We start from the raw sequence: 22,448 nt of genomic DNA on the forward strand, positions 1-22,448 counted from the left end.
CGGAGGTTCGCCCTGTGAGCACAGCACCGCCCGACGCCGACGAGCTGAGCAGGCGGGTCGGCGAGTTCCTCGCCGGCCACGACCCCTCGGCCATGGAACCGCGGGAGTTCCTGCGCGCCCGGTTCGACGCCGGGCTCGCCTGGGTCCACTACCCGGCAGGGCTCGGCGGGCTCGGCGCCCCGCGGCATCTCCAGCCCGCCGTCGACCGCCGGTTCGCCGAGGCCGGCGCCCCGGCCAACCACCCGGAGCGCAACGGCATCGGGCTCGGCATGGCCGCCCCGACGATCCTCGCCTTCGGCACCGAGGAGCAGAAGCGCCGCTTCCTGCGCCCGCTGTGGACCGGCGAGGAGCTGTGGTGCCAGCTGTTCAGCGAGCCGGGCGCCGGCTCCGACCTCGCCGCGCTCGCCACCCGCGCCGTCCGCGACGGCGACGCCTGGACGGTCGACGGCCAGAAGGTCTGGACGTCCATGGCCCACGAGGCGCGCTGGGCGATCCTCGTCACCCGCACCGACCCGGAGGTCCCGAAGCACCGGGGCATGACGTACTTCGTGTGCGACATGACCGCGCCGGGCGTCGAGGTCCGGCCGCTGCGGCAGATCACCGGCGAGGCCGAGTTCAACGAGGTGTTCCTCACCGGCGTGCGGATCCCCGACGAGCACCGGCTCGGCGAGGTCGGGCAGGGCTGGCAGGTCTCCACCACGACGCTGATGAACGAGCGGGTCGCGATCGGCGGCAACGCCGCGCCGCGCGAGAGCGGCATGATCGGCGTGGTCGCCGCGCTCTGGCGGGACCGCCCCGAGCTGCGCACCCCCGGCCTGCACGACGCGCTGCTGCGCTCGTGGGTGGAGACCGAGGCCGCCCGGCTCACCGGGGCGCGGCTGCGCCAGCAGCTCACCGCCGGACAGCCCGGCCCGGAGGGATCGGGCGCCAAGCTCGCCTTCGCCGAGCTCAACCAGGAGGTGTCCGGCCTGGAGCTGGAAATGCTGGGCGAGGACGGCCTGCGCTACGACGACTGGACGATGCGCCGCCCCACCGAGGTGGACTTCACCCGCCGCTCGCCCGGCTACCGCTACCTGCGCGCCAAGGGCAACTCCATCGAGGGCGGCACCTCGGAGATCCTGCGCAACATCATCGCCGAGCGCGTCCTCGGCCTGCCCGGTGAGATCCGCGTCGACAAGGACGTGGCGTGGAAGGACCTGCCCAAGTGAGTGACCTGCTCTACTCCGAGATCGAGAGCGACCTCCGCGCGAGCGTCCGCGAGGTCCTCGACGACAAGGCGCCCTGGACGTCGGTGCTCGCCGGCACCGAGAAGGACGAGCCCTACGACGCCGCGCTGTGGCGGGCCGTCGCAGGCCAGCTCGGCTGCGCCGGGCTGCCCGTCCCCGAGGACCTCGGGGGCGCCGGCGCCACCTGGCGCGAGACCGCCGTCGTGATGGAGGAGCTCGGCCGGTTCGCCGCGCCCGTCCCGTTCCTGAGCAGCTCGGTGATCGCGACGGCCGCGCTGCTGGCCGCCGGGGAGCGGGAGCTGCTCGCGCGGCTGGCGGGCGGGGAGGAGATCGCCGTGCTGGCCGTCCCCTTCAGCGCCGCGCCCGGTGACGCGACGGCGACCGTGCAGGTCACGGACGGCAGGGTGACCGGCGAGGTCACCAGCGTCGCCGACGGCATGGCCGCCGGCGTCTACCTCGTCCCGTCCGCCGGCGGCCTGTACGCGGTGGACGCCGCCGACGCCCGCCGCACCGCCGTGACCTCGCTCGACATGACCCGGCGGCTCGCCGACCTCGCCTTCTCCGGGGCGCCCGCCCGCCTGGTCGCCGAAGGGACGGACGCGGTCCGCATCGCGCTGCTGACCGGGGCCGCGATGCTGGCGTCCGAGCAGCTCGGCCTCGCCGAACGCTGTCTGGACGACACCATCGCCTACGTGAAGACCCGCTACCAGTTCGGCCGCCCGGTCGGCTCCTACCAGGGCCTCAAGCACCGGCTAGCCGACCTGTGGACGTCGGTCACCCAGGCCCGCGCGGTCGCCCGGCACGCCGCGTCCTGCGTGGCGGCGGGCGACGAGGACACGCCGATCGCGGTCGCCGTCGCGCAGGCGCACTGCTCGGCGGTCGCGCTCAAGGCGGCCGAGGAGTGCGTCCAGATGCACGGCGGCATCGGCTTCACCTGGGAGCATCCCGCGCATCTGTACTTGAAGCGCGCCAAGGCCGACTCCATCGCCCTCGGCACCGCGGACCGGCACCGCGCGGCCCTGGCCGCCCTGGTCGATCTTCCCCCGGCCTGAACGGCGGGCGGGCGGCCCCGCCCGGCGAGCGGGGCCGTCCGGCTAGCCGGTGATGACGGCCAGGACGCGCGCGCCCTCCGGGAACGCGCCGCGCTCGGTCAGCGCGAACACGCCGGACATCATCTTGGCCGTGTAGATCCGGTCGAGGACGATCCCGTGCCGGCCATTGAAGTCGTCGATGAACGCGTCCAGTCCGGGGGTTCTCCTGGCGTAGCCGCCGAAGTGGAAGCCGTCTTCGACGCGCCACGTCCCCAGGCGTTCGCCGTAGGTCTCGCGCTGGAGCCGTTCTACCTCCCCCTCCATGAAGCCGCCCTTCAGCACGGAGAACCCGACGGCGCGCTGATGCGGGGCCAGGCCGGCGGCGAGTCCGGCCAGCGTCCCGCCCGTCCCGCAGGGGCAGCAGACGACGTCGAAATCCGGCACCTCGGCGCCCAGTTCCGCGCAGCCCTTCACGGCGAGCGCGTTGCTTCCGCCTTCAGGCAGGAGATAGAAGCCGCCCCACCGCTCGCGCAGCGCGCCGACGACATCGGGTTCGTGCTTGCGCCGGTAGGTGGTGCGGTCCATGTAGGTGAGGCGCATGCCCATGCGCTCGGCATACGCCAGCGAGTCGTTCAGCGGCAGGTGTTCCTCGCCGCGGATCACCCCGATGGTCGCGAATCCGAAGATCTTCCCCGCGGCCGCCGTGGCCCGGATGTGGTTGGAATGGGCGCCGCCGAAGGTGAGGAGCGTCCCGTGCTCGCGCGCGGGGGCGATGTTGTGCTTGAGCTTGCGCCACTTGTTGCCCGGCAGCTCCGGATGGATCAGATCGTCGCGTTTCAGGAACAGCCGCAGGCCCCGGCGTGCCGCGCGGTCGTCCGCCAGCTCGACGACGGGGGAGGTCATCGCGGCATCGGCAGGCCGAGCCTCTCCCGGAGCGTCCGCTGCACCTCGTCGATGCCCGGCCGCGCGTCCACGGTGACCACGTACTCCTTGCGGCCGAACAGCTCCAGGATCGGGTCGGTCCTGTCGTGGTAGTCGCGCATCCGCTCGGCGAGCGCCTCCTCGGTGTCGTCCTCGCGGGACACGAGCTCGCCGCCGCACACGTCGCAGCGTCCGTCCTGCGTCGGGCGGTCGGCGATCAGGTTGTAGTCCATCCCGCACCGGGCGCAGAGCCGGCGGGCCAGGACGCGGCGCCGGACCTCCTCGTCCGGCAGGTCCAGGTGGATCACGCCGTCGATGTCGTAGCTCTCCAGGAAGAACTCCGTCTGCCTGCGGCTGCGCGGGAACCCGTCGATGACGAACCCGTAGTTCCAGTCGTGCTGGTCGAGCCGCTGCCGGACGACGCTCTCCGTCAGGTCGTCTCCGACCAGCTCACCGGCCGCCATGATGCGCCGCACCTGCGCGCCGATCTTGGTGTGGTTCTTGACGTGCCAGCGGAAGATGTCCCCGACGCTGATGTGCACGATGTCGAGGTCCCGCGCGAGCAGTCCCGACTGCGTCCCCTTGCCGCTTCCGACGGGGCCGATGATGACGTACTTGCGCATGGGGAGAGCCTATGCGCACCGTGGTCGCGGCGGAGGGCCGGTCAGAGCGGGAGGCGCAGGCGGCGGCCCAGTCGGCGGAACCGCGAGTCGCCGGCCTGCTCGGGCGACTCGTCGCGCACCGTCAGGCTTTCGAGCAGGGTGTCGAACGCGGGCGTGCGGACGCAGACCAGCGTCGCGCGGGCCCGCCGGGCGCAGTGCAGCCGCACCGACGGCCTCAGCAGCCGCGAGAACGGGCCGCGCGTCCCGTGCCCGACGACCAGGATGTCGTCGTCGCCCGCCAGCCGCACCAGCGTCGCGCCGGGCTCGCCGACGAGCGCCAGCGCGGTCATGTCCACGCCGCCCGGCGGGCCGTCGCAAACCTCCGACAGCAGCCGGGCGATGAGCTCGGCGCCCGAGCCGCGCAGCGCCTCGGTGATGCCGCAGCCGAGCTGGCCCGCCGCCGACACGTGCGGCGGCAGCGGCGCGGCGTGCGCGACCAGCAGCGGCAGCCCGCGCAGCCGCGCCTCGCCGATCGCCCAGGAGAGCGCGCAGCGCGCCCCCGCGGAGTCGTCCACCCCCACCACGACGCGGGGGCCGCCCTCCGGTCTCGCGATCACGGTCCCTCCTGTGGCCGCCGGGTGACAGCAGTCTAGACAGAAGGCATACCCGTTCCGGCGCAAGAGTTCCACGTTCCGGAAACCCCGTTTTCCGGCGAGGGCGTGGCCGCTGGACCGCCCGGCGCCGCCCGGGGCACACTTCAGGTATGGCCGCACCGCACGAGACCGACCCGTCCTGCGCCGTCGCGCACGGCGACGTCCAGCCCGCCGAGGGGGAGCGGACGATGGTCGTGGTGTTCGCCGGCGCCGTCGCCGACCACCTCCTGCGCTACGCCGCCGACCTGGGCTACCGGACGTTCCTCGTCGACCCCGACAAGGACCGTGCGGGCGTCGCCGACCTTCCGCCGCTCGACGCCACCGCCGACGTCGTGGTGACCGACCACCACCGCCGCGAGCTCGGGCCCGTCCTGCGGGACGTGCTGACGCAGCCCGTGCGGTGGGTCGGCGTCATGGGCAACCCGCGCCACCCCGCCCCGCACATCCCGGCGCTCACCGAGCTCGGCGTCCCCGCCGCGGACATCGCCCGGGTGCACCGCCCGATCGGCCTGAACATCGGCTCCAGGACCCCGGCGGAGATCGCCATCGCGACCCTGGCCGGCCTGATCGCCGACCGCAACGGCCGCCCCGGCGGCTTCGAGTTCTGACGGCCCCCGCCGGCCGCCGGAATCGCGGCCCGGCCGGGGCCCGGGGCGTAACATCGGAGGCGTTGCACGTGTTCTGTCGGTGGGCTCGCCTACGGTCGGGGGCGACGGGGCCCGCCGCCCGCGCCGTCCGAGCGATGCCGCCGAGCAAAGGTGACGACCACCATGGCGAACAGCACCATAGAAACAGACCGTGACTTCCAGCAACTCGCCGACCCGTACCGGCGGGAGCTGCTGGCGCACTGCTACCGGATGCTCGGTTCGATCCACGACGCCGAGGACCTGGTGCAGGAGACCTACCTGCGGGCGTGGCGCTCGTACGGCGACTTCGAGGGGCGCTCCTCGCTCCGGACGTGGTTGTACCGGATCGCCACCAACGTGTGCCTGACCGCGATCGACCAGCGCGGCAGGCGGCCCATGCCGTCGGGGCTGGGCGCGCCGAGCGACGAGCCGGAGCGGCCCGTCGTGGCCTCGGACGAGGTCCCGTGGCTGGAGCCCGCCCCCGACACGGTCCTCGGCGCGGACTCCGCCGACCCGGCCACGATCGTCGCCGCCAGGGAGAGCACCCGGCTGGCGTTCGTCGCCGCACTGCAGCACCTGCCTGCCAAGCAGCGGGTCGTGCTGATCCTGCGGGACGTGCTGAAATGGCGGGCCGCCGAGGTCGCCGAGCTGCTCGACACCTCCACCGCCGCCGTCAACAGCGCGCTGCAGCGGGCGCGGGCTCAGCTGGAGCAGGACGCCCCGATGCGGGACCAGCTCGTCGAGCCGACGGACCCCGCCCAGCGCGATCTTCTCGAACGCTACGCCAAGGCGTTCGAGGACGCCGACATCACCGGGCTGATCGAGCTGTTCAAGAAGGACGTCGTCTGGGAAATGCCGCCGTTCCCCCAGTGGTTCGTCGGCCCCGACCACGTGGTACGCCTCATCATCGCCCAGTGCCGGCCGACCCCCGGCGACATCCGGATGGTTCCGGCGGCCGCGAACGGGCAGCCGGCGTTCGGCCTCTACAAGCGCGACGAGGACGGCGTCCACAGCGCCTACCAGCTGCAGGTCCTGAGCGTCACGGAGGACGGCGTCGCGCACGTCTCGGTGTTCTTCGACACCAGCCTGTTCCCGCTGTTCGGGCTGGCCGAGCGGCTCTGATCACGCCCCCGGCCTTCCACTGGGCGGAAACCCGGCTGCGGCACGCGCGGCGGTGGCTGCGAGTGTGGTAGCCGGCGGCGCCGGCGCGGGTGCCGTCCGCACAGCGGGAATGGGAGGCGTATGGACAAGGTCGTGGCCTCGGCGGCGGACGCCGTCGCCGGCATCGGCGACGGCGCGTCGCTGGCCGTCGGCGGGTTCGGGCTCTGCGGCGTGCCCACGGTCCTCATCTCCGCCCTGTACGAGCGGGGCGCGGCGGACCTGACGGTCGTCTCGAACAACTGCGGGCTGGACGGCCGTGGGCTCGGGCAGCTGCTCGCGGCGGGCCGCATCGCCCGCGCCAGGGGCTCCTACGTCGGCGCGAACAAGGAGTTCGCGCGGCAGTACCTCGCCGGCGAGATCGAGGTCGAGCTGATGCCGCAGGGCACGCTCGCCGAGCGGCTGCGCGCGGGCGGCGCGGGGATCCCGGCGTTCTTCACCCCGGCCGGCGTCGGCACGATGGTCGCCGACGGCGGGCTGCCGTGGCGGTACGCGCCCGACGGCACGGTCGCGGTCGCCTCGCCCGCCAAGGAGGTCCGCGAGTTCGGCGGGCGGGAGTACGTCCTGGAGGAGAGCATCACCACCGACTTCGCGCTCGTCCGCGCGGCGGTCGGCGACCGGCACGGCAACCTGGTGTTCGACAAGGCCGCCCGCAACTTCAACCCGCTCGCCGCGATGGCCGGCCGGGTCACCCTCGCCGAGGTCGAGCGGCTCGCCGAACCCGGCGAGATCGACCCCGACGCCGTGCACCTGCCGGGGGTGTTCGTCCAGCACGTGGTGGAGCTGACCCCCGAGCAGGCCGCCGACAAGCCCATCGAGCTGCGCACGCTGCGCAGCGGCACCGGCGACGGGGGAGGCGACGCCTGATGCCCTGGTCCAGGAACGAGATCGCCGCCCGCGCCGCGGCCGAGCTGCCCGACGGCGCCTACGTCAACCTCGGCATCGGGCTGCCGACGCTGATCCCCGGCTTCATGCCCGAGGGACGCCACGTCACCCTGCACGCCGAGAACGGCATCCTCGGCGTCGGACCGTATCCCACCGAGGACGAGATCGATCCCGACCTGATCAACGCGGGCAAGGAGACGGTGACCGTCCTGCCCGGCGCCGCCTACTTCGACTCTTCGCTGTCGTTCGGCATGATCCGCGGCGGCCACATCGACATCGCCGTCCTCGGCGCCATGCAGGTCTCCGCGCGCGGCGACCTCGCCAACTGGTCCGTCCCCGGCAAGATGATCAAGGGGATGGGCGGCGCGATGGACCTCGTGCACGGCGCCCGCAAGCTGATCGTGGTGATGAGCCACACCACCCGCGACGGCGAACCGAAGATCGTGGACGAGTGCACGCTGCCGCTCACCGGCAAGGCGTGCGTCGACCGGATCATCACCGACCTCGGCGTCGTGGACGTCACCGAAGACGGCCTCGTGCTCGTCGAGACGGCCCCCGGCGTCACCGCCGAGCGGATCCGTGCGGCGACCGGGCCGCGGCTGACCGGGCGCCCGGACGACGAGCGCCCCGATACCGGGCCCATGGACACGGCGGCAGAAGGGAAGAGCGCATGATGCACCCCCCGTACCTGTACCCGGGATACAAGAGCACCGTGCTCCGCGCCCCGTCGCAGGACCTGATCATGCCGAAGCTCGGCCCGGACAGCGTCGAGTTGACCTCGCCGGTGTTCGGGCACCAGGAGCTCGGCCGGCTGGACGAGGACCTCACCGTCCAGCACGCCGGGGAGCCGCTCGGCGAGCGGATCATCGTGACCGGCCGCGTGCTCGACGGCGCGGGCCGTCCGGTGCGGGGCGCGCTGGTGGAGGTCTGGCAGGCCAACGCCGCCGGCCGGTACCGGCACCTCGGCGACGTCCACCCGGCGCCGCTCGACCCGAACTTCACCGGAGCCGGGCGCTGCCTCACCGACGACGACGGCCGCTACCGGTTCGTCACGGTCAAGCCCGGCGCCTACCCGTGGGGCAACCACCACAACGCCTGGCGGCCCGCGCACATCCACTTCTCGGTGTTCGGCACCGCGTTCACCCAGCGGCTCGTCACCCAGATGTACTTCCCCGGCGACCCGCTGTTCGCCCACGACCCGATCTTCCAGTCGATCCCGGACGAGAAGGACCGGGAGAAGCTGGTCTCCCGCTTCGACATGGACACCACCCGGCCGGAGTGGGCGCTCGGCTACCAGTGGGACATCGTGCTCGGCGACACCCCGATGGAGGCCTGATGACCGCAGCGAAGCGAGGATCGTCGGGCCGCCGGGCCCGGGGGTCTGGGGGTCGCCCCCGGAAAGGCAGGGCCTGATGAGCACGCCTTCTCCCGCCACCCCCTCCCAGACGGTCGGCCCGTTCTTCGGGTACGCGCTGCCGTACGAGGCCGGTCCGGAGGTCGTGCCGCCCTGGCGCCCCGACGCGATCGCCGTGCGCGGGCGGGTCCTCGACGGCGCGGGCGAGCCGGTCCCGGACGCGCTGCTGGAGATCTGGCAGGCCGACGGGAACGGCGAGATCCCGCGGCGTCCCGGCGGCATCGTGCGCGCCGGGCACGGGTTCTCCGGCTTCGGCCGGTGCGGCACCGACGCCGGCGGCGGCTACTGGTTCAGCACCGTCAAGCCGGGCGCCGTCGGCGACGGCGCGCCCTACATCGCCGTCCTGGTGTTCGCCCGCGGCCTGCTCAAGCCCGTGTTCACCCGGCTGTACTTCCCCGAGGACGAGGCCGCCCACGCGGGCGACCCGCTGCTCGGCGTCGTCCCGGACGGACGACGCGCGACCCTGATCGCCGAGCGCGCGGGGAACCGGGAGTACCGTTTCGACATCCACCTGCAAGGGGAGCGGGAGACGGTCTTCCTTGGTTTCTGACGAGCGCGGCCTGCCGGCGTCGCCGGACGTGGGACTGCTGTCCCCCGTCCGCGCGGGGACGGAGGCGGAGGCCGTCACGAGCGACCTCGCCTACCTGACCGCCATGCTGGACGCGGAGGCGGCGCTCGCCCGCGCGCAGGCCCGGCTCGGGATCGTCCCCGCGGACGCGGCCGAGGCGATCACCGGCGCCGCCGACGCGGGCCGTGTCGACCTCGCCGGCGTCGCCCGCCGGGCGCGCGGCGCAGGAAACCCCGTCGTCCCGCTGGTCGCCGACCTGCGCGGGCTCGCCGGGAGCGCGGGCGAGCACGTCCACAAGGGCGCCACCAGCCAGGACATCGCCGACACCGGCGCCATGCTCGTCGCGGCCCGGGCCAGGCGCGTCGTCCTCGCCCATCTCGACAGGGCGCTGGACGCGCTGGCCGGGCTCGCGGCACGGTACCGCGACACCCCGATGGCGGCCCGCACCCTCGGCCGGCAGGCGCTGCCCACGACGTTCGGCGCCAAGGCCGCGAACTGGCTGCTGGGCTGCCTGGAGGCCCGCGAGCGGCTCGCCGCGGTGCCGCTGCCCGTCCAGCTCGGCGGCCCGGCCGGGACGCTGGACGCCTTCGGGGACCGGGCGCTCGACCTGGTCGCGGCCTACGCGGAGGAGACGGGCCTGGCCCGCCCCGTCCTGCCGTGGCACACCCGCCGCACCCCGGTCGCCGAGCTCGCCGCGGCGCTGGCGCTGGTCACCGGCGCCCTCGGCAAGATCGCCACCGACGTGTGGCTGCTCTCGCAGAGCGAGGTCGGCGAGGTGGCCGAGGCCGCGGGCGCCGGCCGGGGCGGCTCGTCGTCGATGCCGCACAAGCGCAACCCGGCGCTGTCGACCCTGATCCGGTCCGCCGCGCTGCAGGTCCCGGCGCAGGTGCAGGTGCTCCTCGCCGCGCAGGCCGCGCCGCACGAGCGGCCGGCGGGGGAGTGGCACGCCGAATGGCAGCCGCTGCGCGAGTGCCTCCGGCTGACCGGCGGCGCCGCGGAGACGGCCGCCGAGCTGCTGGACGGCCTGGAGGTGTCCACCGAGCTGATGCGGGCCGACCTCGACGAGCTGCTGGACCTGCTCGGCGGCGACCCCGGGACCGGCGCCGCCGCCGTCCTCGTCGGCCAGGCCCTGGACGCCTATCGCAGGAGCCGCACGTGACCGCCGTGCCGCGTCCCGCAGTGCCGCAGTACCGCCTGGACGGCCCGGAGGACGCCCCCGTCGTCGTGCTCGGCCCGTCGCTCGGCACGTCCATGGACCTGTGGCTGCCGCAGCTGCCCGCGCTGACCCGCACCTGGCGCGTGCTGCGCTACGACCTGCCCGGTCACGGCGGCGCGCCCGCCCCGGACGGCCCGTTCACCGTCGAGGACCTCGCCGGCGGGATCGCAGCCCTGCTGGCCGATCTCGGCGTCGGCCGCGCCGCCTACGCCGGGGTGTCGCTCGGCGGCGCGGTCGGGACGGCCCTCGCCCTCCGCGCCCCGGGCCTCGTCGGAAGCCTGATCCTGTGCTGCACCTCGCCCCGCTTCGGCGACCCGGGGGCCTGGCGCGACCGGGCCGCGCTCGTCCGCCGCGAGGGCGTCGGGCCCGTGGCCGGCTCGGCGGCGGGACGCTGGTTCACGCCGTCCTTCACGGGCGCCCGACCGTACGTGGACATGCTCCGCGCGACCGACGCCGAGGGCTACGCCGCCTGCTGCGACGCCCTGGCGGAGTTCGACGCGACCGCGCGGCTCGGCGCGATCTCCGCGCCGACCCTGGTGATCGCCGGAGCGCAGGACGCCCCGACACCACCGGACGGGCACGCCGGCCGCCTCGCCGCCGGCATCCCGGACGCCCGCCTCACGGTGATCGACGGCGCCGGGCACCTGGCGAACGCCGAGCGCCCGGAGGCGGTCACCGAGGCGGTCACCGCGCACCTGGACCGCACCTGGAGAGGGACCGGACGATGAGCGAGCGCATGAGCGACGAGCGGCGGCACGCGCAGGGCATGAAGACCCGCCGCGAGGTGCTCGGCGACGCGCACGTGGACCGCGCCGAGGCCCGCAAGGACGACTTCACCGCCGACTTCCAGGACATGATCACCCGGTACGCGTGGGGCGAGATCTGGAACCGCCCCGGCCTGGACCGCAGGACGCGCAGCTGCGTCACGCTGACCGCGATGGTCGCCGGCGGCCATCTGGAGGAGCTCGCCATGCACGTCCGGGCGGCGCTCCGCAACGGGCTGACGCCCGAGGAGATCAAGGAGGTGCTCCTGCAGACGGCGATCTATTGTGGAGTGCCCGCCGCGAACTCCGCGTTCGCCGTCGCCCAGCGGGTACTCACCGAGCAGGAGTGACGGGCACGAGCCCGGGTGGAGGGCCACGTGGCAGGTGAGAGTGCGGAAGGCGCGCGGCCGGTCAGCGTGGCGGGCAAGGTGATGGCCATCCTGAACGCCTTCGCCCAGGGCGGCGTCCGCCTCAACCTGAGCGAGATCTGCCGCCGCTCGGAGCTGCCGCTCGCGACCGGCCACCGCCTGGTCGGTGAGCTGGTCGGCGGCGGCTTCCTGGAGCGGGTGCCGGACGGGACGTACCGCATCGGCACCCGGCTCTGGCGGATCGGGAGCCAGGCCCCGGCCGTCACCGGGCTGCGCGAGCTGGCGCTCCCGCACATGGAGGACCTGTACGAGGCCACCCACGACAACGTCCAGCTCGGCGTGCTCCGCGAGGACCGCGTGCTGATCGTCGAGCGGCTGCGCGGCACGCGGTCGGTGCCCGTCGTGACCCAGGTCGGCGCGATGCTGCCGCTGCACACCACCGGCGTCGGCCAGGTGCTGCTGGCGTTCGCGGCGCCGGAGGTCCGCGAGAAGGTGCTCGCCGGTGAGCTGGCCCGGTATGCGGCGCGGTCCATCACCGATCCGGCGGAGCTGCGGCGCCGCGTCGAGCGGGTCCGCCGCTCCGGCTACGCCGTGACCCGCGACGAGATGACGCTCGGCGCGGCGTCCGTCGGCGCCCCGGTGCGGGACGGGTCGGGCGACGTCGTCGCGTCGATGTCGCTGGTGACGGGCACGCGCAGCGCCGACCTCCGGCGGCTGCTGCCGCCGCTGACGACGGCGGTGCGGGCGCTGTCCCGGGACGTGGCGGCGCACTGGCACGGCGATCCGGACCTCTTTTCCGCTGAGCGGAAAACCGGCGCTTGAAGCTGCGGCGATGCGCGCGAGCATCGCCAAGGTGGACGGACCACGAGGAGGAGCGATGCGTACCCAGGTCGCGATCATCGGCGGCGGACCCGCGGGACTGCTGCTGTCCCATCTGCTCCATCTGCAGGGGATCGACTCGGTGGTCCTGGAGAGCCGGGACCGCGACTACGTGGAGCATCGGCAGCGGGCCGGGATGCTGGAGCAGGGCACGACCGACGTCCTGCGCGAGAGCGGCGTGGGCGAGCGGCTCGACCGGGAGGGGCTCGTCCACCACGGGCTGGAGCTGCGGTTCGGCGGCGCGGGGCACCGCATCCCGCTGACCGACCTGACCGGCCGGACCGTCACCGTCTACGCGCAGACCGAGATCGTCAAGGACCTGGTCGCCAAGCGGCTGGAGGACGGCGGGGACGTCCGGTTCGAGGCCGAGGTCGTCGGGCTGGACGTGTCCGCGCCGAGCGTGACGTTCCGCAGCGGCGGGCGGACGCGCACTCTCGACTGCGACTACATCGCGGGCTGCGACGGGTTCCACGGCGTCAGCCGCCCGGCGGTCCCGGGGCTGCGGACGTTCGAACGCGAGTACCCGTTCGCCTGGCTCGGGATCCTCGCCGACGTCCCGCCGTCCACCGACGAGCTGATCTACGCCAACCACGACCGCGGGTTCGCCCTGCACAGCCTGCGTTCGCCGCACGTCAGCCGCCTCTACCTCCAGGTGCCGCCGGACGAGGACATCGCCGCGTGGCCCGATGCCCGCATCTGGGACGAGCTTGCGGCGCGGTTCGCCACCGACGACGGCTGGAAGCTGCACGAGGGCCCGGTCACCGACAAGTCGATCACGCCCATGCGCAGCTTCGTGGCCGAGCCGATGCGGCACGACCGGCTGTTCCTCGCCGGGGACGCCGGGCACATCGTCCCGCCGACCGGGGCGAAGGGCCTCAACCTCGCGGTGTCCGATGTGATCATCCTGGCGCGGGCGTTCGCCGAGCGGTACGCGACGGGCTCGGAGACGCTGCTGGACGGGTACTCCGGCGCGTGCCTGAAGCGCGTCTGGCGCGCCGAGCACTTCTCCTACTGGATGACCACGCTGCTGCACGCCGACCCGTCCGCGAGTGACTTCGAGCGACGGCTCCAGCGTTCCCACCTGGACTATGTGGCTTCGTCGGAGGCGGCCAGGACGTCCCTCGCCGAGAACTACGTGGGGCTCCCCATCGCCTAGAGCGGGTCTTCCCCGGCGGCCGGCGGCGCGGCGCAGTGAGACGCAGGTCACGTAAATTGGCAGCCCCTGAAATTTTGCCGTCTAGGCAACTTTGGTCTACCGTTGGCGTGTCACTCCTTCCGGCACGGCGCCAGCGTCGTCGCCACCGCGGCCGTGATCATGATCGCGGTGTTTCGCGGGCTTCGTCGCCTCCGGGGAACCGATGTCCGGCCGTGCCGCGTGGTGGCCGCCCGGGCGGGTGGCGCGCGTCGTTCCCAACGCCGGCGCGGAAGGTGAAAGGCTTCGGCATCTGCTCCGCGACGCCGGACCGCCCGCCGCCGAGCGCGAGCCCGCCCCGCCCGGTCCTGACCGGCGCCCGACCCGACCCGCGAAGGACAGCGCAGTGAGCCTCCTCGATCAGCCGTCCCGGCCGGCCGCGGCGCTGGCACGCCTGCGCCCCGGCCGGCCCGGCGTGTGCGGGCCGGGTCCCGGCGGCCGGCCGCGGCCCGTCCGCGAGCTGGTGCTGATCATCGTGCTGTTCGGCGCCTACAAGCTCGGGCGGCTGCTGGCGGACGGGCGGGTGCGGGAGGCGTTCGACAACGCCCACCGCGTCTGGGACCTCGAACGGCTCCTCGGCCTGCCGGGGGAGACCGGCGTCCAGCACGGCCTGCTGCACAGCGGGCTCCTCGTGCACGCGGCCAACTGCTACTACGCCTACGTGCACTTCCCCGCGACCGCGGCGTTCCTGCTCTGGATCTACCTGCGCAGGCCGGTCCACTACCGGTGGACGCGCCGGGTCATCGTGGCGATCACCGCCGCGGCGCTCGTCCTGCACCTGCTCGTCCCGCTGGCGCCGCCGCGCATGCTGCCCGCGACGGGGCTCATCGACACCGCCGCCCAGTTCGGCCCGGCCGTCTACGGCGCGCCGCAGACGGACACCGTCTCCAACCAGTACGCCGCCATGCCCTCCCTGCACATCGGCTGGGCGGCCGTCATCGCGCTCGGGCTCATCGTCACGTCCCGGACGCGGTGGCGATGGCTGTGGCTGCTGCATCCGGTCGTCACGATCGCGGTCGTCGTCGGCACCGCCAACCATTACTGGCTGGACGGGATCGTCGTGCTGGCGCTGCTGTCGGTCATCGTCCTGCTGCTGCGGCCGCCGCTCGCCGCGGTACCTGCGGACTAGCCGGCGGGCTCGGCGCCCAGCGTTTCGAGCAGCTCCGTCACCGGCTGCAGCTTCTCGTACAGCAGCAGGACGGGCTCGCCCGGCCCCGCCATGTCCAGCGCCGACGTCAGCGCCCCCTTCAGATCGCCCGCCGGGTGGTGGCACACGTCCGGGCGGCCCTCCCGCAGCCCCTGGACGATCAGCCGGGTCATCTCGCCCGAGCGGCGGCCCCGCAGGTCCTCGTCCTCGTAGACGACGACGCGGCCGAACGTGCCCGCCAGCGCCCGCGCGGTCTCGCCCACCAGCTCGTCGGACCGGTCGCCCGGCAGCGTCACCGCGGCGACGCCCGCCGCCCCCCAGCGCCGCTCGACGAACGTGCCCATCGCGGTGACCGCCGCCGGATTGTGCGCGTAGTCGACCAGGACGGGATTCGAGCCGACCTGGTACACGCAGCCGCGGCCGGGGTTGCGCGAGTGCGGGTCGAACGTGCGCAGCGCGCTCGCCACCACGCCGGCGGGCACGCCGAGCGCGCGGGCGGCGGCCGCCGCGGCCAGCGCGTTGGCGATCACATGGCGGGCGTGCCCGCCGAACGAGCCCGCCACCTCCCCGGCCGGCAGGATCGGGGTCCGGCGGTCGCCGCGCGCCTCGGTCAGCACGCCGTCCTCCAGGTAGTAGCCCAGGCCGCCGTCCCGCAGGTGCCCGGCGAGGACGGGAGCGTCCGGGGTGAGGGAGAAGTAGCACAGGACCGGTCCGCGGCGCCGGACCGCCGGCCGGGCGGCGAGCCCGGCCGACGCCCCGTCCTCGGCGTTGAGGACGAGATGGCCGCCGCGCCGGATCTCCTCGGCGACCAGGGCCTTGATGTCGACCAGATCGTCCAGCGACTCGGTGTCGTCCATGCCGAGATGGTCGCGGGTGATGTTGGTGACGACCGCGACGTCCGCGCGGTCGTAGCCGAGGCCGCGCCGGAGGATCCCGCCCCGCGCGGTCTCCAGCACGGCCGCCTCCACCGACCGGTCGCCGAGCACCATCTCCGCCGAGCGCGGCCCGGACGCGTCGGACATGTGGACGAGCCGCCCGCCGACGTACACCCCCTCCGTGCTGGTCATGCCGGTCCGCCGCCCGTCCAGCTCCAGCATGTGCGCGATCATCCGGACCGTCGTGGTCTTGCCGTTGGTGCCCGTCACCGACACGACCGGAACCCGCGACGGCGTCCCGTCCGGATACATCAGGGCGACGATGTCGCCGGCGACGTCCCGACCCGCGCCCTCGTGCGGGGCCAGGTGCATGCGCAGGCCCGGCGCGGCGTTGACCTCCAGGACCCCGGCGGCGCCCCGCTCGGCGGGCGGCGGGGACGCGATGTCGGGCAGCCGCAGGTCGATGCCGCACACGTCCATGCCGACGGCCGCCGCGGTCCGCACGCACATCGCGGCGACCTCGGCGTGCACGTCCCCGGTCACGTCCCGGCTGGTGCCGCCGGTGGACAGGTTCGCGTTGCGGCGCAGCCACACCCGCTCCCCGGCGGCGGGCACCGACCCGGGGGCCTGCCCCTGGCGCGCCAGCAGGGCCAGTTCGGTCGGGCCGAGGACGAGCCGGGTGAGCGGCCGGTCGTGGCCCTCCCCGCGCGCCGGGTCGGCGTTGACCCGCTCCACCAGCGCCGCGACCGTGGCCGCCCCGTCGCCCGTCACGCACGCGGCGGTCAGCTCCGCCGCCGCGGCGACCCGGCCGCCGACCACCAGCACCCGGTAGTCGTTGCCGGGGATGTAGGACTCGACGAGCACCTCGCCCTCGTCCCCGGCGGCCGACGCGAACGCGGCCACGACCTCCGGCGGCGTGGTCAGCTCGATGTGGACGCCCTCTCCCTGGTGGCCCGAGAGCGGCTTGACGACCACCGCGCCGCCGATGTCGCGCAGCGCCTCCAGCGCCTCCGCCGGCGACGCCGCGACCCGCCCCTCCGGCACCGGGACCCCGGCGTCGGCGAGCACCCGGTGCGCGAGCCGCTTGTCGCCCACGACCTCCATCCCGATCGCCGAGGTGGCGTCGGTCATCGCCGCCCAGACCGTCCGGCGGTACCGGCCGTACCCGAGCCGCAGCAGGTTGAGGCCGCCGACCCGGCGGACCGGCACGCCCCGCTCGCGCGCCGCCCGCGCCAGCGCCGCCGTGCTCACCCCCAGCCGCTCCTCCTCGTGGACGGCGGCGACGCGGGCCAGCTCGCCGGACGGGTCGGGCACGAGCCCGGCCAGCGCGCCGTTCACGACCCGCACCGCGAGCATGATCAGCTGCTCCACCACCGGGCTGCCGGACGGCTCGTCGGGCGGGCACTCCAGGATCACGTCGTACTCGGCCGGGCCGCCGGCGCGCACGGTGCGGCCGAAGAACACCTCGCGGCCGATCCGCCCGGACAGCTCCAGCGTGACGTGCTCGGTGACATGGCCGAAGTAGGTGCCGCGCGCCATCGCGTCCAGCAGCCCGCCCGGCCGGCCCGCCGAGCAGTGGTGCCCCGCCAGGCCGGGCAGCGCGTCCACGAGCCGCTCGGCGAACCCGGGATGGTCGGTGGTCTCGTGGCCGGTCAGGCCCTGCAGGTCCAGGCGCGCGATCGCGACGGGACGGGGCAGGTAGACGTTCGGGCCGCTCAGGCGGCGGACGTGATCGAGCCGCACGGCTACTCCTCCTCCGGCCCGCGCATGTTGCCGATCGCCGGGAGCTTGTCGTTCATCTGGAACGTGCAGCCGGCCGGCAGCAGGTGCAGCGAGACGTCGAACATCGCCATGGGCTCGTCGTCGGAGGCGGCGTAGGCGATCGTCGACTGCCCGGCGTCCACGACCGTGACCACGCCCGTCCCGACGACCTCGAACTGGCCGTCGCCCACCACGATCGCCGTGTCCTCGTCTATGCCGACGCCCAGCAGCCGGGTGTCCAGCGCTATCCCGCTCATCAGCCGCGGCAGCCGCCCGCGCTCGTTGAAGTGCATGTCGATCAGCACGTGGTCGAGCAGGCCCAGACCGGGGCCGACCTTCACGCTGGACGCGGCGACCTCGTGGCCGCGGCCGCCGAGGATCATCCAGTGCCCCATCGCGGTCGCGCCGGCGCTCGTCCCGGCGATCACCAGGCCCTCCTGGTCGAGCCGCCGTTTCAGCAGGTCGTTGGTCTTCGAGCCGACGAGGGTGCGGATCCGCGACTGGTCGCCGCCGCTGAACAGCACGCCCGTCGCCGCGTCCAGCGCCCGCAGGGTCGCCGCGTCGTCGGCGGCGGCCCGCCCGAGGAGCCGCAGCTCCCTGACCGAGGTCACGCCGAGCCGCCCGAAGACCGCGGTGTACTCGTCGGCGACCTCCTCGGGCACCTCCGTGGCCGTCGTGATGACGACGATCCGCGCGTCCTCGTCGCCCGACAGTTCGACGAACGTCTCGAGCGGCCCGGATCCGCACGTCCGGTTCTCCGCCCCACCGATGATCAGCAGCCGGCCCTTGCGTCCGGCGCCCCCACGTTTATCCTTCACATCTGCCAACTACCCTCCATTACACCCGGTAGTCTCGCAATTGCGATGGGCGATGCGGCGGGCCGCCCCGGCGGCTGTGACATGCTGTCCGGATGAGCGGCAGCCCCGTCCCTCCGGACGGCCCCGCCCGGCCGCGGTCCGGGTCGCCGGCGCGCTCGTCCGGGCCCGCCGCGGCGCTCGCCGCCGCGTCCGCCCACTACCTGAGGGGCGAGCCGATCGACATGTCGGCGCTGGCGGGCGAGCTGGGCGTCGGGCGCGCCACCCTCTACCGGTGGGTCGGCAGCCGGGAGCAGCTCCTCGGGACCCTGCTCGGCGAGATGACCGAGCGCACCTACCGCGTCGCGGCCCGGGGCGTCGGCGGCGCGGGCGCCGGCCGCATCCTCGCCGTCCTCGACCGGTTCATGCGCGCGGTCGTGGACGCCGAGCCCCTGAAGGCGTTCACCGAACGCGAGCCCCGGCTGTTCATCAGGCTGGCGACCATGCCCGGCACCATCGAGGACCGCGCCACCGAGCTGCTCACCAGGGAGCTTCAGGCCGAGATCGACCGCGGGGAGCTGCGCGTCCCGCTGCCGACCCGGACGCTCGCCCAGGCGATCGTCCGGGTCGCCGACTCCTTCATGTACGCGCACTATCTGGGCGGGAACCGGCCGGAGATCGACCAGGCCCTGGAGGTCGTCGAGCTGCTGCTCCGTCCATGCCCCGCCACCGCCCGCGGGGAATCTCCGGGGTCCGCCGAACGCTGAGTCTTTGACGGGGAATGACCATTTGGTGGCAATCGCTCCCCGTGAGAGGCTGAAGTCATTGGACGCATCGTCGAAAGAGGGACGGCCGGGCCGTGAGTGACATCCCCCGCCGCGCGGTGACGCGCACCGCCAAGCTGGCGACCCTCCCGCTCGGGTTCGCCGGGCGCACCGCCCTCGGCTTCGGCAAGCGGACGATCGGCCGCCCCGCCGAGGCCGTCGCGCTGGAGGTCCAGCGCCGGACCGCCGAGCAGCTGTTCGCCGTGCTCGGCGAGCTGAAGGGCGGCGCCATGAAGGTCGGCCAGCTGCTGTCGATCTTCGAGGCCGGGCTGCCCGAGGAGATCGCCGGGCCGTTCCGCGCCAGCCTGACCCGGCTCCAGGAGGCGGCGCCGCCCATGCCCGCCGCCACCACCCACAAGGTCCTCGCCGAAGGCCTCGGCGAGGACTGGCGCGAGCGGTTCGCCGAGTTCGACGACCGGCCGGCCGCCGCCGCGTCCATCGGCCAGGTCCACAAGGCCGTCTGGCACGACGGCCGCGCGGTCGCCGTGAAGGTCCAGTACCCCGGCGCCGCCCAGGCGGTGATGAGCGACTTCAACCAGATCTCCCGCCTCAGCCGCCTCTTCACGCCCCTGTTCCCCGGCGTCGAGGTCAAACCGGTCATCGCCGACCTCAAACGGCGGCTGGAGAAGGAACTCGACTACGTCGACGAGGCCCGCGCGCAGACCGCCTTCCACGACGCCTACGCGGGCGACCCCGACTTCGTCGTCCCCGCGGTCGTCGCGCAGGCGGGCAACGTGCTGGTCACCGAGTGGCTGGACGGCACCCCGCTCGCCTGGGTCATCGCCCACGGCGACCAGGACAGCCGGGACCGCGCAGGCCTGCTGCTGTTCCGCTTCCTGCTGTCCGGCCCGGCCCGCTGCGAGATGATCCACATCGACCCGCATCCGGGCAACTTCCGGCTGCTGGACGACGGCCGTCTCGGCGTCATGGACTTCGGCGGCGCCGCCCGCGTGCCCGCCGAGCTCCAGTGGTCGATCGGCCGGCTGCTGCGCATCGGGACCCTCGGCGATCCCGACGACATCGTGGACGCCCTCTGCGAGGAGGGCTTCCTCGCCCCGGACGCGGAGGTGGACCCCGAGGAGGTCGCCGCCCTCGTCGCCCCGCACGCGGCCCCGTTCGCCGTGGAGCGCTTCCGCTACTCCCGCGAATGGCTCCGCGAGCAGACCGCGCGCGGTTTCGGGCTCGCGTCCGACCTGCGCCCCGGCGCCCTGGCCCGCGCCTTCCGGCTGCCCCCGCAATACCTCGCCGTCAGCCGCGCCCTCTCCGGGTGCGGCGGCGTCCTCTGCCAGCTGGAGGCCGAGGGCCCCTTCCGTGCCGAGGCCGAACGCTGGCTCCCCGGCTTCGCCGACGACGACGGCCCCGACCTGGACACCGAGACCCAGGCCACCGCCTGACCCGCTAGCCCAGGGCTTCGGCCTCCTCCTGCTCCACCTGCTGGTTCCAGTCGCGCTTGGTGGACTGCCAGCCGTCCTCGTCGCGGCCGCGGCGCCAGTAGCCGGAGATGGACAGGCGGTCCATGGGCAGGCCGCGCTCGACCCGCAGGTGGCGCCGGAGCGCCTTGACGAAGTTGGCCTCGCCGTGGACGAAGGCGTGCACCTCCCCGTCCGGGAAGTCCAGCTTCTGGACGGCCTCGACCAGCAGATCGCCGATCTGCCCGGCGCCCCGGTGGAGCCACACGATCTCCGCGTCGCCGCGCGTCGGCAGCTCCTGCTCCTCCTCGGGACCGGCCACCTCGACGAACACGCGGGCGGGCACGCCTCGCGGGATGCGTTCGAGCGCGGTGGCGATCGCCGGCAGGGCGCTCTCGTCACCGGCGAGCAGGTGCCAGCCGGCGTCCTCGCTCGGCGCGTAGGCGCCGCCCGGCCCGTTGAAGAAGATCTCCTCGCCCGGCCGGGCGTTCGCCGCCCAGGGGCCCGCGAGGCCCTCGTCGCCGTGGTAGACGAAGTCGATGGTCAGCTCGCCGGCATCGGGGTCCCACGCGCGGACGGTGTAGGTCCGCGTGCTCGGCCACTGCTCGCGCGGCAGCTCCGCGCGGACCCTCTCCATGTCGAACGGCTCGGGGTACTCGACGCCCGGCTGCGGGAACAGCAGCTTCACGTAGTGGTCGGTGAACTCGCCCGCGCCGAACGCGGCGAGCCCCTCGCCTCCGACGACCACGCGGATCATGTGCGGCGTGAGGCGCTCGGTGCGCAGCACCGTGCCCCGGTGGAGCCTGCGTCCCCTGCGTGCCGGTTCAGTCGCCATGCGGTCCCCTCCGATGATCCGGAACACTTACTTAGGTAAGCCTAACCGGCGAAGGTGATCGATTTGTTCCGGGTCCGCGCCACCTCGGCCGCGACCGCCTCGAACGCGGCGTCGGTCTCCTCGCCGCCGAGGACGGTGGCGAGGGTCGACTTGACGATGACGACGCCGTACCGGGGCGAGACCCAGATGAGCTGGCCGCCGAGGCCGCTGGCGGAGAAGTCGCCGTGCTCGCCTAGCCACCAGTGCAGGCCGTACCCCTGGTTGAACGGGGCGGACGGGCGCGTCGACAGCGCCACCCAGGAGGCGGGGACGACCTGGCGCCCGTTCGCCTTCCCGCCGTTCAGGTAGAGCAGGCCGAACCGCGCGAAGTCGCGGTCGGTGGCGTAGTAGCAGCAGTACCCCATGCTGTTGCCGTTGGAGTCGTTGCCGAGGTACGCCTTGGACGCCATCCCGGCCGGGCCCCAGATCTTCTTCTGGACGTAGGCGTGATACGGGACCCCGGTCGCCTTGGCCACCACCCAGGAGAGGACGAACGAGTTCATGCTGGTGTACTCGAACCTCGTCCCGGGCTCCCAGCCGCGCTTCCGCTGCCGGGCCAGTTCGGTGAGCGGATACCCCAGGCTGGCGGCGACGTGCACGGGCGGGACGTCGTAGGTCTCCGTCCACTTGATGCCCGACGACATCCGCAGCAGGTTCCGCAGCGAGACGCCGTCGTATCCGGAGCCCTTCAGTTCCGGGACGTATTTCGTGACCGGGTCGTCGATCGAGTCGATGAAGCCCTCGCCCAGGGCGATGCCGACCGCGGCCGAGGTGAACGACTTCGCCATCGACCACGACTGGAACAGGCTGTCGCGGCCGGCCGCGACGTAACGCTCGAAGACGATGTCCCGGCCGTCCAGAACGACGAATCCCTGGGTTCCCGTCCGGGCGAGGTAGTCGTCCAGCGTGTGCTTCCGGCCCGCGTAGGTGTAGGTGACCGGCAGCGGCCGATGCGCCTCCCGCAGGTCGACGGGGTCGGACGAGGGGACCAGCGGGTCGAAGCCGGCCGAGCGTCCGGTGACGGAGGCGGGCGGTGGCGCGGGCGGTGCCGGCGGGCGGGGAGCGGCGGACGCCGGGGGAGCGGCGAGTGCGGCGGTGACGGCGGCTGCGGCGAGCGCGAGCGTCCAGGGCCTGCGGCGCATGGGACCTCCGTGGGGGCGGGGACGGCGGGGTTCCGCACCGATGGTGATCGAACCGCGCCGTTCCGTCCATGTGGAAAGCCGACGAAATCCGGGCCCGGACGTGGTTTCCGTGAACGCCC

The 22,448-nt window shown here is 73.9% G+C and carries 23 protein-coding genes; 16 read left to right on the forward strand and 7 right to left on the reverse strand.

Translation table 11 applies throughout. The features are described from left to right. Positions 1 to 14 precede the first annotated feature (14 nt). Entirely contained in the window at positions 15 to 1,208 is a 1,194-nt protein-coding gene (locus ACQPZP_RS21290) for an acyl-CoA dehydrogenase family protein (RefSeq protein WP_433479347.1), read from the forward strand. After that, complete coding sequence (locus ACQPZP_RS21295) at positions 1,205 to 2,278, forward strand: acyl-CoA dehydrogenase family protein (protein WP_433479348.1); 1,074 nt, start codon at positions 1,205 to 1,207, stop codon at positions 2,276 to 2,278. Before ACQPZP_RS21290 ends, ACQPZP_RS21295 begins: the two co-directional genes overlap by 4 nt. Before the next feature lie 42 nt (positions 2,279 to 2,320). Here the strand turns inward: ACQPZP_RS21295 and ACQPZP_RS21300 are convergent, their stop codons facing one another. The 3 genes from ACQPZP_RS21300 to ACQPZP_RS21310 are packed head-to-tail and all read right to left on the reverse strand — an operon-like array spanning position 2,321 to position 4,397. Then, a complete protein-coding gene (locus tag ACQPZP_RS21300; RefSeq protein WP_433479349.1) occupies positions 2,321 to 3,160 on the reverse strand; it encodes a 1-aminocyclopropane-1-carboxylate deaminase/D-cysteine desulfhydrase in 840 nt (279 codons plus the stop codon). Further along, on the reverse strand, positions 3,157 to 3,801 hold the full coding sequence (locus ACQPZP_RS21305; RefSeq protein WP_433479350.1) for an adenylate kinase family protein: 645 nt from the start codon (positions 3,799 to 3,801) through the stop codon (positions 3,157 to 3,159). The genes ACQPZP_RS21300 and ACQPZP_RS21305 overlap by 4 nt, the downstream gene beginning before the upstream one ends. A gap of 41 nt (positions 3,802 to 3,842) precedes the next feature. Then, on the reverse strand, positions 3,843 to 4,397 hold the full coding sequence (locus tag ACQPZP_RS21310) for a universal stress protein (protein ID WP_433479351.1): 555 nt from the start codon (positions 4,395 to 4,397) through the stop codon (positions 3,843 to 3,845). Between the two features lie 146 nt (positions 4,398 to 4,543). Between ACQPZP_RS21310 and ACQPZP_RS21315 the strand changes: the two genes are divergently transcribed. The 12 genes from ACQPZP_RS21315 to ACQPZP_RS21370 all read left to right on the forward strand — a co-directional run bounded on the left by ACQPZP_RS21315 (position 4,544) and on the right by ACQPZP_RS21370 (position 14,632). Then, positions 4,544 to 5,041, forward strand: a complete 498-nt coding sequence (locus ACQPZP_RS21315; RefSeq protein WP_433479352.1) for an XdhC family protein — start codon at positions 4,544 to 4,546, stop codon at positions 5,039 to 5,041. Positions 5,042 to 5,203: 162 nt separating this feature from the next. After that, positions 5,204 to 6,181 carry a sigma-70 family RNA polymerase sigma factor gene (locus tag ACQPZP_RS21320; protein ID WP_433479353.1) on the forward strand — a complete coding sequence of 326 codons (978 nt, stop codon included), beginning with the start codon at positions 5,204 to 5,206 and terminating at the stop codon, positions 6,179 to 6,181. A gap of 120 nt (positions 6,182 to 6,301) precedes the next feature. Beyond that, positions 6,302 to 7,084 carry a CoA transferase subunit A gene (locus tag ACQPZP_RS21325; RefSeq protein ID WP_433479354.1) on the forward strand — a complete coding sequence of 261 codons (783 nt, stop codon included), beginning with the start codon at positions 6,302 to 6,304 and terminating at the stop codon, positions 7,082 to 7,084. Continuing rightward, positions 7,084 to 7,776, forward strand: a complete 693-nt coding sequence (locus ACQPZP_RS21330; RefSeq protein ID WP_433479355.1) for a CoA transferase subunit B — start codon at positions 7,084 to 7,086, stop codon at positions 7,774 to 7,776. Before ACQPZP_RS21325 ends, ACQPZP_RS21330 begins: the two co-directional genes overlap by 1 nt. After that, the gene (pcaH, locus tag ACQPZP_RS21335) at positions 7,773 to 8,438 is read left to right on the forward strand and encodes a protocatechuate 3,4-dioxygenase subunit beta (protein ID WP_433479356.1); all 666 of its coding nucleotides are present in this window, start codon (positions 7,773 to 7,775) and stop codon (positions 8,436 to 8,438) included. The genes ACQPZP_RS21330 and pcaH overlap by 4 nt, the downstream gene beginning before the upstream one ends. 76 nt (positions 8,439 to 8,514) lie before the next feature. Continuing rightward, the gene (gene pcaG / locus ACQPZP_RS21340; protein WP_433479357.1) at positions 8,515 to 9,066 is read left to right on the forward strand and encodes a protocatechuate 3,4-dioxygenase subunit alpha; all 552 of its coding nucleotides are present in this window, start codon (positions 8,515 to 8,517) and stop codon (positions 9,064 to 9,066) included. Further along, a complete protein-coding gene (gene pcaB, locus ACQPZP_RS21345; RefSeq protein ID WP_433479358.1) occupies positions 9,056 to 10,243 on the forward strand; it encodes a 3-carboxy-cis,cis-muconate cycloisomerase in 1,188 nt (395 codons plus the stop codon). Before pcaG ends, pcaB begins: the two co-directional genes overlap by 11 nt. Then, positions 10,240 to 11,028, forward strand: a complete 789-nt coding sequence (gene pcaD, locus ACQPZP_RS21350) for a 3-oxoadipate enol-lactonase (protein ID WP_433479359.1) — start codon at positions 10,240 to 10,242, stop codon at positions 11,026 to 11,028. Before pcaB ends, pcaD begins: the two co-directional genes overlap by 4 nt. Beyond that, complete coding sequence (pcaC, locus tag ACQPZP_RS21355; RefSeq protein WP_433469613.1) at positions 11,025 to 11,414, forward strand: 4-carboxymuconolactone decarboxylase; 390 nt, start codon at positions 11,025 to 11,027, stop codon at positions 11,412 to 11,414. Before pcaD ends, pcaC begins: the two co-directional genes overlap by 4 nt. A 27-nt stretch (positions 11,415 to 11,441) precedes the next feature. Further along, the gene (locus ACQPZP_RS21360) at positions 11,442 to 12,254 is read left to right on the forward strand and encodes an IclR family transcriptional regulator (RefSeq protein ID WP_433479360.1); all 813 of its coding nucleotides are present in this window, start codon (positions 11,442 to 11,444) and stop codon (positions 12,252 to 12,254) included. 55 nt (positions 12,255 to 12,309) lie between these two features. Then, a complete protein-coding gene (locus ACQPZP_RS21365) occupies positions 12,310 to 13,467 on the forward strand; it encodes a 4-hydroxybenzoate 3-monooxygenase (RefSeq protein WP_433479361.1) in 1,158 nt (385 codons plus the stop codon). Positions 13,468 to 13,849: 382 nt separating this feature from the next. Next, complete coding sequence (locus ACQPZP_RS21370) at positions 13,850 to 14,632, forward strand: phosphatase PAP2 family protein (RefSeq protein ID WP_433479362.1); 783 nt, start codon at positions 13,850 to 13,852, stop codon at positions 14,630 to 14,632. Here the strand turns inward: ACQPZP_RS21370 and cphA are convergent. Both cphA and ACQPZP_RS21380 read right to left on the reverse strand, forming a co-directional pair. Then, positions 14,629 to 17,268 (reverse strand): cyanophycin synthetase, encoded by a 2,640-nt coding sequence (cphA, locus tag ACQPZP_RS21375; RefSeq protein WP_433479363.1) that lies wholly within the window; start codon positions 17,266 to 17,268, stop codon positions 14,629 to 14,631. The two genes, ACQPZP_RS21370 and cphA, sit on opposite strands and share 4 nt — an antisense overlap. 2 nt (positions 17,269 to 17,270) lie before the next feature. Further along, positions 17,271 to 18,104 carry a cyanophycinase gene (locus ACQPZP_RS21380; protein WP_433469619.1) on the reverse strand — a complete coding sequence of 278 codons (834 nt, stop codon included), beginning with the start codon at positions 18,102 to 18,104 and terminating at the stop codon, positions 17,271 to 17,273. A gap of 92 nt (positions 18,105 to 18,196) precedes the next feature. Here ACQPZP_RS21380 and ACQPZP_RS21385 point away from each other — a divergent pair, with 92 nt between their 5' ends. Both ACQPZP_RS21385 and ACQPZP_RS21390 read left to right on the forward strand, forming a co-directional pair. Further along, the gene (locus ACQPZP_RS21385; protein WP_433479364.1) at positions 18,197 to 18,847 is read left to right on the forward strand and encodes a QsdR family transcriptional regulator; all 651 of its coding nucleotides are present in this window, start codon (positions 18,197 to 18,199) and stop codon (positions 18,845 to 18,847) included. A gap of 92 nt (positions 18,848 to 18,939) precedes the next feature. After that, complete coding sequence (locus ACQPZP_RS21390; protein ID WP_433479365.1) at positions 18,940 to 20,298, forward strand: ABC1 kinase family protein; 1,359 nt, start codon at positions 18,940 to 18,942, stop codon at positions 20,296 to 20,298. Positions 20,299 to 20,302: 4 nt separating this feature from the next. Here the strand turns inward: ACQPZP_RS21390 and ACQPZP_RS21395 are convergent, their stop codons facing one another. Both ACQPZP_RS21395 and ACQPZP_RS21400 read right to left on the reverse strand, forming a co-directional pair. Continuing rightward, positions 20,303 to 21,148: a siderophore-interacting protein gene (locus ACQPZP_RS21395; protein ID WP_433479366.1), complete on the reverse strand. Its 846-nt coding sequence runs from the start codon at positions 21,146 to 21,148 to the stop codon at positions 20,303 to 20,305. A 41-nt stretch (positions 21,149 to 21,189) separates the two neighbouring features. Further along, the gene (locus tag ACQPZP_RS21400) at positions 21,190 to 22,329 is read right to left on the reverse strand and encodes a serine hydrolase domain-containing protein (RefSeq protein WP_433479367.1); all 1,140 of its coding nucleotides are present in this window, start codon (positions 22,327 to 22,329) and stop codon (positions 21,190 to 21,192) included. Positions 22,330 to 22,448 lie beyond the last annotated feature (119 nt).

The sequence above is a fragment of the Spirillospora sp. CA-142024 genome (assembly GCF_050942325.1).
Classification (GTDB): domain Bacteria; phylum Actinomycetota; class Actinomycetes; order Streptosporangiales; family Streptosporangiaceae; genus Spirillospora.

Coding starts and splice junctions, on each gene's coding strand:
- ACQPZP_RS21330 (WP_433479355.1), top strand. CDS start 7,084: ATGCCCTGGTCCAGGAACGAGATCGCCGCCCGCGCCGCGGCCGAGCTG.
- ACQPZP_RS21385 (WP_433479364.1), top strand. CDS start 18,197: ATGAGCGGCAGCCCCGTCCCTCCGGACGGCCCCGCCCGGCCGCGGTCC.
- ACQPZP_RS21300 (WP_433479349.1), bottom strand. CDS start 3,160: ATGACCTCCCCCGTCGTCGAGCTGGCGGACGACCGCGCGGCACGCCGG.
- ACQPZP_RS21400 (WP_433479367.1), bottom strand. CDS start 22,329: ATGCGCCGCAGGCCCTGGACGCTCGCGCTCGCCGCAGCCGCCGTCACC.
- ACQPZP_RS21325 (WP_433479354.1), top strand. CDS start 6,302: ATGGACAAGGTCGTGGCCTCGGCGGCGGACGCCGTCGCCGGCATCGGC.
- pcaH (WP_433479356.1), top strand. CDS start 7,773: ATGATGCACCCCCCGTACCTGTACCCGGGATACAAGAGCACCGTGCTC.
- ACQPZP_RS21315 (WP_433479352.1), top strand. CDS start 4,544: ATGGCCGCACCGCACGAGACCGACCCGTCCTGCGCCGTCGCGCACGGC.
- pcaG (WP_433479357.1), top strand. CDS start 8,515: ATGAGCACGCCTTCTCCCGCCACCCCCTCCCAGACGGTCGGCCCGTTC.
- ACQPZP_RS21365 (WP_433479361.1), top strand. CDS start 12,310: ATGCGTACCCAGGTCGCGATCATCGGCGGCGGACCCGCGGGACTGCTG.
- ACQPZP_RS21305 (WP_433479350.1), bottom strand. CDS start 3,801: ATGCGCAAGTACGTCATCATCGGCCCCGTCGGAAGCGGCAAGGGGACG.
- ACQPZP_RS21320 (WP_433479353.1), top strand. CDS start 5,204: ATGGCGAACAGCACCATAGAAACAGACCGTGACTTCCAGCAACTCGCC.
- pcaC (WP_433469613.1), top strand. CDS start 11,025: ATGAGCGAGCGCATGAGCGACGAGCGGCGGCACGCGCAGGGCATGAAG.
- ACQPZP_RS21395 (WP_433479366.1), bottom strand. CDS start 21,148: ATGGCGACTGAACCGGCACGCAGGGGACGCAGGCTCCACCGGGGCACG.